The following is a 9,007-nucleotide window of genomic DNA, read 5'->3' as shown; positions in this document are numbered from 1 at the left end:
GTGCCGCGACGCCGTCACCTCACCGACAGCCAAGGTCACCAGAGGCTCTCCCACGGGCACAGGCGCGATGTAGCCGTCCTCGGCGCCCAGCAGGAGGCGAACCCCGGGATCGAGGGAGAGGAACAGGTTTCGAACCAGGACCTGCCCCTGCTGGATCACGAGATCCGGAACATCGACGAGCTCGAAGTCCTGAGCCGAGACGGGGCCGTCCGGATGGGCGGCCAGGATGACTGCGTGCATGCGAGCCTGCTTCCAGGAGGGCGGGTCGGGCAGGCGAAGTTCCAGTAGGGCGGGTCGTGCAGGCCGTGCAAGGAGGCCCGAGACACGACGCGGCGCATAAGTAACTACGCACGGTATCTAGATAGTATCGTGCCACAGCCTCTCCATCCGACTGCTCGGGTCCGAGGGCCCCGAGCTCGGCGGCAAGCGCGAGTGCACGGTGGTGCGGCTGCCTTCTTGGGCCGTGGCGTCAGGGGTCAAGAGTCGCCCCCCCGGGTGAGCCTGCGCACGAACTGAGTCGGCCTGGTCTCGACGGGGCCGCGTTCGTTAATGTTTCTTGACTATGACTACAGTCGAGGAGACGATAGTGCTCCAACCACGAACCTATAGGAGCCAGCGTGACTGCTCCCGCGCTCGCAGCACGGGCTCTGCGGAAGCCGGACGGGCATGTCCCGGTGGACCACGCGAGGCTGGGCATGCCCGCGTTCAAGCCGACTCCGGTGACGCCTGTCCTGACGCCCGAGAGTCCGTGGTGTCACCTCTCGCGAGTCGACCTGCCGATCTTCGTCGACGGCGCCCAGTCATCGCCGGCGGCGGCGGTCGAGGCAGAGGTGGCCGTGCAACACCGACCGAGTCGAAGGCGGAGCCGCGACGGTGGTCCGTCCCACCCGACCGCTGTCACGGGTCGTCTCGTCACGGTCCCGATGGCGTGTCTCTGCCCCGCGACAGGTGACCCCACGTGATCTTTCACGTCGATGGCTCACGACCGACCGAGCACCACAGGTCGTTTCCCCGCAGCGCGGGGGACGTGACGGCCGGGTGGCTGACCGAGGTCCTGGTGGGCTCACGAGCCCTCGAGGCTTCCTCTCGGGTCTCGGCGTTCTCGAGAGGGGCTCTGGCCTCCGGGTTCGGCATGCACAGCGAAACCGTGCGCCTGCACCTGACCCATACCCAGGCCCCAGGCACCTTGCCTTCCGTCGTCGCGAAGTTCGCCTCCCTGAGTGAGGTGAACCTTGCGACGGCGCGCAGGTTCCGCTCTCACGAACGTGAGGTGCGCTTCTTCCGCGACCTGGCCGGTGGCCTCGGCGACTCGATTCCGCAGTGCTTCCATGCGGAGATCGAACTGTCCACGGGTGAGTTCGTACTGCTCCTCGATGACGGGAGCGGGTACCGCCAGGGCGATCAGGCCGTCGGCTGCGACGTCAGGGATGCGGAAGCCGTCATCACCGCCCTTGCTCGACTGCACGCTCAGTGGTGGGGCCGGCGCAACGCACAGACGTCGTGGGTTCCCACCGTCGACGGAGAACTCCACGTTGACGGCTTGCTGTCTGCGGCACGAAGCGGATGGCACAAGTTCGTCGACGAGTACGGATCTGACATCGGCCCCCAGATCATCGAAGCAGGACCGAGGTACTTGGCCGCGGCGCCACGGCTGCATGAAGCGATGGGCAGGAGCCCACAGACTCTGGTCCACGGGGATTGCCGGCTGGACAACATCCTCTTCGGTGCTCCTCCGGACCAGAGCCCTGTCCTTCTCCTGGACTGGCAAGCGGTGATGACGTCGAAGGGCGCACACGACCTGGCGTACTTCCTGAGCATGAACCTGGACTCACAGCTGCGAAGGGACCATGAGCGAGACCTTCTAGCCCTGTACGTCGCGCGACTGCGTTCGCTCGGCGTCTGTGACTACTCCGTCGAGCAGTGCTGGGAGGACTACCGCCTCGCTGTGCTGTGGCCCTTCGAGTACGCGATCGTCATCGGGAGCAGTCTCGATCTCTCCGACGCGCGTGCGAGCAGGTTCGCCAGACCGTTGGTGCAACGTTCCGCCAACGCCATCGTCGATCTGGATCTGCTCAGCCTGATCGAGCAGCACTGAAGAGGCAGGGAGATCGATCACGTGGAGACGCGAACATGCTCGATGAGAACATCGCCACGCGCGACGTTGAGCGGTCGGGTCACGGTGTCTTCGACACCGAGGTCCTTCGCCGACCGGAGCCGCGGTCCTGTCCAGGTCGTGGGAGCAGTCGACCAAGCCGTTGTCCACAGTCTTCTTCGCTGTCAAGCAATACCTCGCCGGTGCGTCGGTCGTGGCGGTCGTCCGATGCGCGCCAGGCATGGCCAGTTCCACCGGTGTGCCCACCCCAACGCGACCGCGAGCTGCTGGCTCCACGAGGCGGTGGTGGACGTCCAGTCCGAACACATCGAACGAAGGGAACGGCCATGCCTGTCAAGACAGTCTCCTGCTGGTCGGCACCCCGACCGGAGGACGTCGGGGAGTTCGAGCGCTACTACGCAGAGGTCCACGTCCCGCACGCGACCCGGGTTCCGGGCGCCACGCGGTTGACCCTCACCCTGGCCACCGACGGCTCTGAGATGCCCTCGGCGTTCTACCGGGTTGCTGAGCTCTTCTTCGAGACGCACGAGGACTTGTCGGCGGCGACGCAGACCGTCGAGTGGGCAGAGCTGTTGAACGATGCCGGCTCGATGCACGAACGATTCGGGGTCACCGCGCTGAGCGGCTTTGGTACGCCCGTCGACGCCACGATGACCCCCGGCACGTCGCGGCCGAGCGCCGGCTCGTTCGTCTGGGCGCAGCAGCCTTGAGCCCGCTCAACGGCAAGGTCGTTCTGGTCACGGGAGCAGCCAGCGGAATCGGGGCGGCCACCTTGGTCAAGCTGCGCGAGCTTGGCGCGACGGTGAGCGGGGGCGACCTCTGCCTAGCGCCGCTGGGGACGGAGAGCCGCTTCCAAGGCGTCCGGATGGAGACCGTCGACGTCCGCGACCCTGAGCAGGTCCAGGCGTTCGTCGACATCGTCGTCGAGCGGCACGGGCGGCTCGACGCTGTTGTCAACAGTGCCGGTGTAGGTGCCCCCTCCGATCTGGCCCTGATGACTCACGAGACCTCGCACCGGGACTGGGACCTGCAGATCGGCGTGAACCTCACCGGGACGTACGCAGTCTCGCGGGCGGCGCTTCCCTCACTGCTCGTGCAGGGCGGCGCGATCGTCAACATCTCCAGCATCATGGGCCTCGTCGGGAGCGCGGGGTTCTCGGCGTACACCGCCTCCAAGGCAGGCGTTCTCGGGCTCACGCGATCGATGGCCCTTGAGTACGCGACGTCCGGAGTGCGGGTGAACGCTGTGTGCCCCGGATTCGTGAACACCCCGATGGTCCACAGGTTCCTCGGCCGCAGCGATGACCCGGCTGCCGCGCGCCGCTCGTTGGAGCTCGTCACTCCGATGGGTCGCCTGGCCGAGCCGGCTGAGATCGCAGACGTCGTCGCGTGGCTGATCTCGGACGCTGCCAGCTATGTGACGGGAGCAGCCATCCCCGTTGACGGTGGTTACACCGCCTTCTAGCTCGTGCGGCAGGAAGGGAGACTCGACGAACGGAGCGCGAAGTGTTGCTTGCTGGACGGTCGCCGACGCCGGCGCCGGGATCAGCGGCGTGCTGCTGTCGGTGGACGGCGGGACCGCCATCGACTGAGGCCAACTGGCACCTTCGCTGACGCATTGCCTGGAGCGCATCGACGATGCGCCAGCTCACCGGGGCTGATGCGCGCCTGCTACGGGCGCGCGGGGCCCCTCGAACCGTAGGAGAGCCGTGGCCGTCACAAGCATCGAACCCTCGTTGTTCGCCTCCCTCGAACCGCCCCGTCTCGCCGGAGCCAAGTGCCCCGTGTGCGCAACCGTCACCTTTCCCGTTCAGGGCGAGTGCCCGCGGGGCGATGGTTCGATCATGGAGGTGATCGAGCTTCCCGATTGCGGCACGCTCTGGACGTGGACGGTCCAGTCGTTCGAGCCGAAGCCGCCCTACCGTGCGCCCGCAGGCGGCTTCAAGCCCTTCGGTGTCGGATACGTGGACCTCGGAGACGTCATCGTCGAGGGTCGACTCACCGGGAAGCTCGAGGACCTCGGGGTCGGGACGCCGATGAAGCTGAGCCTGCTTGACCTGTGGCCCGCCGTCACGGGGGAGCAGATCGTGACCTATGCCTTCCATGCAGAGGAGCGGTCATGACGGCACAGGAAGCTGTCGCCATCATCGGCGTGGGAATGGTGCCCTTCGGCCGACACGCACCCAGCTACAGCGGTCTTGCCATGGGCGCCGACGCCGCCCGTCGGGCTCTGTCAGACGCTGGTGTTGCCTGGAGTGACGTCGGATATGCGGTGGGCGGTAGCAAGGAGTCTGGCAAGCCCGACTCGATGGTGTCGTCGCTCGGGCTGACAGGGGTTCCGTTCGTGTCAGTCCGCAACGGGTGCGCGACCGGAGGCGCTGCGCTGGCGACAGCTGCGAATGCCATCCGCGCAGGAGAGACCGACATCGCGCTCGCAGTGGGGTTCGACAAGCACCCTCGTGGCGCCTTCGCCTCCAAGCCGGAGGAGTACGGGTTCGGCGACTGGTACGCACAGACCGGGCTGATGGTCACTCCTCAGTACTTCGGCATGAAGGCTCGTCGCTACCTCGACGTCCATGCTCTGAAGGACGACCTCCTTGCCCAGCTCGCTGCCAAGTCGTTCGCGTACGGAGCCGCCAATCCCGATGCTTGGCGGCGTAAGGTGCTCTCCGAGCAGGAGATCCTCAGCTCACGCGTCATCGACGCACCCCTGACCCAGTACATGCTGTGCTCGCCGAGCGAGGGCGCCGCCGCGGTCGTCCTCGCCCGCGCCGACCGGGCGGCCGACCTCTGCGGCCGGCCGGTCATGCTCGCGGCAGTCACCAAGAGGACTCGGCAGCTGGGTTCTTTCGAGGTCTTCTCGCCGTGGTTGTCCCCCTGTGCCGGCCAGGCCAGCCCCTCGATCGACGCAGCCGCGGCGGCGTTCGCTCGCGCTGGTGTCACACCGTCAGACGTCGGCGTGGCGCAGCTGCAGGACACCGACGCCGGCGCGGAGATCATCCACCTCGCGGAGACTGGTCTGTGTGAACACGGAGAGCAGCAGTCGCTCCTCGATCGTGGTGAGCTCGGACTGAACGGCCGAATCCCCGTGAACACTGACGGCGGCTGTCTTGCCAACGGAGAGCCTGTCGGGGCATCTGGACTTCGACAGGTCCACGAGGTCGTGCTCCAGCTCCAGGGGCGGGCGGGCGACCGTCAAGTCCCAGGAGGACCGAGGGTCGGTCTCACTCACGTCTACGGCACGCCAGGGACGAGCGCCTGCACCGTACTCACGGTGTGACCTGGTCGGCCACCACGCGACAAGGAACAGCGCGACGAGGAACAGCGACGGCTGTCACGAGCGGCGATTCGTCGATCACAGGAAGGGCGAGGATCTGATGAGGATCGACCTGTCGATGGCTCCGATGGAGGAGGAAGTCGTGGATCGTGGCAGACCCGCAGGAGGACTGGCCGGAAGTGGTGAGCCCACCCCCATCTGGCGGGTTCGTGGCCATCCGAACTCCTGGACCACGGGGGATCCGCGCGGGACGGCGCTGAGCCACTCCGGGAGTGCTGGGTTGCAGCGTGGGGCCGAAGACGTGGACCTGTCGAACGGACATGGACGGTGATCGACCTCAACGGCAAGGTCGCCGTCATCACCGGCGCCGCCGACGCGCAGGGAATGGGCGCTGCGAGCGCCCGTGCACTCGCGAGGTGCGGGGCGTCCGTCGTCCTGTCTGACATCCGGGTGGCGCAGACGCAGGACCGTGCTGAGGAGCTGCGTGCTGACGGCTATGACGCCGTTGCAGTCGAGTGCGACGTGCGTGATGAAGCACAAGTCGTGGCCCTCATGTGTCGGGCTGTCGACACCTACGGTCGGCTGGACATCCTCCACAGCCAGGCCGCGGACCTCTCGCTGCTCGCCGACCCAGGGGACCCCGCGATCACGGAGGTCACCGTCGAGGGCTGGCGAACGCAGTTCGAGACGATCGTGCTGGGCGCTGTACTGACCTGCAAGCACGCGATCCCGCACATGCTGCGCAGAGGCGGCGGCAGCATCATCTGCACGACGTCGGTTGCAGGACTGGTGGGGGAGATCAACCTCACCGTGTACGGCTCCGCGAAGGCCGCGGTCAACCAGCTGGTGCGGTCCATCTCCTCGCAGTTCGGGGACCAGGGCATCCGAGCCAACGCTGTGGCCCCGGGTCTCATCCTCACTGCGCCGGCCCTCGCGATGGGTGAGGAGCTGATCGAGAAGTACGCGCGCCACAGCGACACGGGCCTCGTGGGCAAGCCGGAGGATGTGGGGTACGTGGTCGCCTTCCTGGCCTCAGGCCTTGCCCGCCTCATCACGGGTGAGGTCATTCGGGCCGACGGCGGCTACGCGCAGCACTCGCCCATGCTGGCTGACCAGCGCGACAGCGGTCTGATGCTGGGTGGGGCATAAACCGCAGCAGCGCTTCGCCAAGGCCAAGCGATCCACCATGCAGACACCAGAGGGAGCTTCATGAGGCAAGCGATCGAGAACTACTTCCGGTTCCTCAACGACGAGAAGTGGGACGACCTGGGTGACCTGTTCGCCGCTGACGGCACTGTCAACTGGTCGACCGAGAGCGTGACCGGCCGCGACGAGGTGACGGCGGCCTACCGGCAGCGGGTTCCCCAGCGATACCCGCACCATGTGGCGACACCACGCGTGATCGCTGTCGACGGTGACTACGGGTTCGCGCTCCTCGACCTCGTCGTCGTCACGCCGGCCGGTCGGGAGGTGGAGTTCGCCGTCGTCGACGTCTTCCAGTTCCAGAACGGCAAGATCATCAACCTGGACATCATCTACGACCGAAGCGCCACCAGCGACGTTGCATGAAGATCGCCGTGATCACGGGCGCCGGCCAGGGAATCGGCCTCGCCATCGCCCAGAGGGTCAACAGGGACGGTTACCACGTCGTCGCGCTGGACCGTGTCGCGGAGACAGCGGAGCGCACGGCCGAGCTGGTCGGTGGCACCGCGTGCGTCGCTGATGTCTCGCGCGACGAGTCTCTGGGACAGTGCGCGGCAATGCTCCGCGACACGTTCGGGTCGGTGGATGTGCTCGTCAACAACGCTGGCTACTGGCGACAGGAGACGTTCGAGGAGGGCACAGAGGACGGAGCACGCGACATCTTCGACGTGAACGTCCTCGGAGCCTGGCGTGTCGTGCGGCACTTGCTGCCGTTGTTCAACCCGGGCGGCGCCATCGTCAACGTGACGTCGATCGCCGTGAGCTGCCCGCCGTTCGACCTGGGTCTCTATCCCGCTACGAAGGCCGCGCTCCTCGGGCTGACGCGTCAACTGGCCGTCCAGCTCGGACCCAGGGGGATCCGGGTGAACGCAGTAGCCCCTGGACTCATCCGTACGGCTGGGTCGCAGAAGGCCTACGAGGACGGAGGCCGTGATCGTCTCCTGGCCACGTTGCCGATACCTCGCGCAGGGGAGCCCGAGGACATCGCAGACGTCGTGAGCTTCCTGGTCGGGCACGACTCGCGCTACATCACGGGTGAGGAGATCCGTGTCGACGGGGGGTTCCTCCTCGTGGGAGCAACAGACCGGGGAGCCTGAGCCACACCGGACGAGGGACCTCTGGCCTTGACGAAGCCCGACGTCCGCGTCAGGTGGGTGCGTCCAAGACCTGCCGTGCCGGCCGACCGGCGGCAACGGGGACCCGCCGGGTCACGGTGTGAGGCCACCACCGACGGTGATTGTCTCTCCGTGGACGTAGGGCACTTCGTCGCTGAGGATCCAGGCGGCCGTGGCCGCGATCTCGTCCACGCTGGCGTAGCGCCTCATCGGGACGGCGGCCTCGAGCCCGGCCCTCAGGGTTGCAGCGTCCGTGCCGCCGGCCGCGCCCATGGACTGCTCGAGGGAGCGCATCATCCGGGTGTCGACGACACCGGGGGCGAGCGCGTTGACGCGGATGCCTGGCGACACCTCCCGAGCGAGGCAGCGCACCAGCCCGTGCACAGCATGCTTCGAGGCGGTGTAAATCGCCATCGAGGGCGTGCCCTGGAGCGAGGCCAGTGACGACGTGAACAAGATGCCGCCGCCGTCCCCCTGTGAGGTGAGCCGCCTGAGGGCAGCGCTGGCGCAGAGGAAGGCACCACGGACGTTGACACCGAAGACCAGCTCGTACATCGCGAGGTCGAAGTCCGACACCAGGTGGGCACGGCCTTCGACGCCGGCGTTGGCGTGGAAGGCGTCCAGGCGCCCGAAGGCGTCGACCGCGGCCGACACGCAGGCCGCCGCCCCATCCGGCGTGCTGACGTCCGCACGCAGCGCGACGGCGTTGCTGCCGATCTCCTTGGCGATGGCCTCTGCGGCAGCCAGGTCGATGTCTGCTGCGACGACCTGCGCGCCCTCCGCGACGAGGCGGCGGCATGTCGCGGCGCCGATGCCGGCCCCAGCACCCGTGACGACGATGGACTTGCCGGTCAGGCCCTTGAGCACGGAAGTGCCTCTCGGTCTCGTTGAAGTAACACGATACGGCGTACAGTTGACCCCAGATCCAGTCTCTCGTCTCGGGGCCTTGGCAGGGGGTGAGACACGCCCGCAGTGGTCGGTGTTCGACCCGCCGCCGGTCCAGCGGGACAGGCCAGGGAGGTCGGCCGGGCGAGTCGAGGTGCGCGGCGCCGAGTCGGGTGCGCGGACGCGGTGTCCGACGGCCTTGTTGCCGCTCGGGGGACGACCTCCAGGCTGACGTCTCGGGCGGCACGGCGTGCTGCTCCGCTTGGGTTTCCGGGCATCACAGCTGCACGATCATCTTGCCCTGGTTGGAGCCTGCGAAGAGGCGGGCGAAGCCGGCGCCGAGCTCAGCGAGGCCCTCGACGATGTCTTCTCGAAAGGCCAGGCGTCCTTCGCGGACCCAGCCGCCGAGCGCTG

9 protein-coding genes and 1 pseudogene are annotated in these 9,007 nt (G+C 67.4%); 8 read left to right on the top strand and 2 right to left on the bottom strand.

Annotation, left to right across the window (positions count from 1 at the left end; genetic code table 11):
* Nucleotides 1–240 (bottom strand): annotated as a pseudogene (locus H7290_RS12420) (NADP-dependent oxidoreductase); the annotation flags it as partial.
* 718 nt (nucleotides 241–958) lie between these two features.
* Here H7290_RS12420 and H7290_RS12415 point away from each other — a divergent pair.
* The 8 genes from H7290_RS12415 to H7290_RS12380 all read left to right on the top strand — a co-directional run bounded on the left by H7290_RS12415 (nucleotide 959) and on the right by H7290_RS12380 (nucleotide 7,690).
* Nucleotides 959–2,095, top strand: a complete 1,137-nt coding sequence (locus H7290_RS12415; RefSeq protein WP_290514330.1) for a phosphotransferase — start codon at nucleotides 959–961, stop codon at nucleotides 2,093–2,095.
* A gap of 344 nt (nucleotides 2,096–2,439) precedes the next feature.
* Nucleotides 2,440–2,823, top strand: a complete 384-nt coding sequence (locus H7290_RS12410) for an EthD family reductase (protein ID WP_290514329.1) — start codon at nucleotides 2,440–2,442, stop codon at nucleotides 2,821–2,823.
* Nucleotides 2,820–3,578, top strand: coding sequence for an SDR family NAD(P)-dependent oxidoreductase (locus H7290_RS12405; protein WP_290514328.1), 759 nt, complete (start codon nucleotides 2,820–2,822; stop codon nucleotides 3,576–3,578). Before H7290_RS12410 ends, H7290_RS12405 begins: the two co-directional genes overlap by 4 nt.
* A 244-nt stretch (nucleotides 3,579–3,822) precedes the next feature.
* Nucleotides 3,823–4,236, top strand: coding sequence for an OB-fold domain-containing protein (locus H7290_RS12400; protein ID WP_290514327.1), 414 nt, complete (start codon nucleotides 3,823–3,825; stop codon nucleotides 4,234–4,236).
* Entirely contained in the window at nucleotides 4,233–5,393 is a 1,161-nt protein-coding gene (locus H7290_RS12395; protein WP_290514326.1) for a thiolase family protein, read from the top strand. The genes H7290_RS12400 and H7290_RS12395 overlap by 4 nt, the downstream gene beginning before the upstream one ends.
* A gap of 324 nt (nucleotides 5,394–5,717) precedes the next feature.
* The gene (locus H7290_RS12390; protein ID WP_290514325.1) at nucleotides 5,718–6,539 is read left to right on the top strand and encodes an SDR family NAD(P)-dependent oxidoreductase; all 822 of its coding nucleotides are present in this window, start codon (nucleotides 5,718–5,720) and stop codon (nucleotides 6,537–6,539) included.
* A 60-nt stretch (nucleotides 6,540–6,599) separates the two neighbouring features.
* Nucleotides 6,600–6,959: a nuclear transport factor 2 family protein gene (locus tag H7290_RS12385; RefSeq protein WP_290514324.1), complete on the top strand. Its 360-nt coding sequence runs from the start codon at nucleotides 6,600–6,602 to the stop codon at nucleotides 6,957–6,959.
* Nucleotides 6,956–7,690 carry an SDR family oxidoreductase gene (locus H7290_RS12380; RefSeq protein ID WP_290514323.1) on the top strand — a complete coding sequence of 245 codons (735 nt, stop codon included), beginning with the start codon at nucleotides 6,956–6,958 and terminating at the stop codon, nucleotides 7,688–7,690. The genes H7290_RS12385 and H7290_RS12380 overlap by 4 nt, the downstream gene beginning before the upstream one ends.
* 111 nt (nucleotides 7,691–7,801) lie before the next feature.
* Here the strand turns inward: H7290_RS12380 and H7290_RS12375 are convergent, their stop codons facing one another.
* Entirely contained in the window at nucleotides 7,802–8,575 is a 774-nt protein-coding gene (locus H7290_RS12375) for an SDR family NAD(P)-dependent oxidoreductase (RefSeq protein WP_290514322.1), read from the bottom strand.
* Between the last annotated feature and the right edge of the window lie 432 nt (nucleotides 8,576–9,007).

It is taken from the genome of Aeromicrobium sp. (assembly GCF_014378035.1).
Lineage (GTDB): Bacteria > Actinomycetota > Actinomycetes > Propionibacteriales > Nocardioidaceae > Aeromicrobium.
The sequence above is the reverse complement of the archived record's forward strand: the minus strand, read 5'-3'. Positions and strand labels throughout refer to the sequence as shown.

Coding starts and splice junctions, on each gene's coding strand:
- H7290_RS12410 (WP_290514329.1), top strand. CDS start 2,440: ATGCCTGTCAAGACAGTCTCCTGCTGGTCGGCACCCCGACCGGAGGAC.
- H7290_RS12395 (WP_290514326.1), top strand. CDS start 4,233: ATGACGGCACAGGAAGCTGTCGCCATCATCGGCGTGGGAATGGTGCCC.
- H7290_RS12385 (WP_290514324.1), top strand. CDS start 6,600: ATGAGGCAAGCGATCGAGAACTACTTCCGGTTCCTCAACGACGAGAAG.
- H7290_RS12380 (WP_290514323.1), top strand. CDS start 6,956: ATGAAGATCGCCGTGATCACGGGCGCCGGCCAGGGAATCGGCCTCGCC.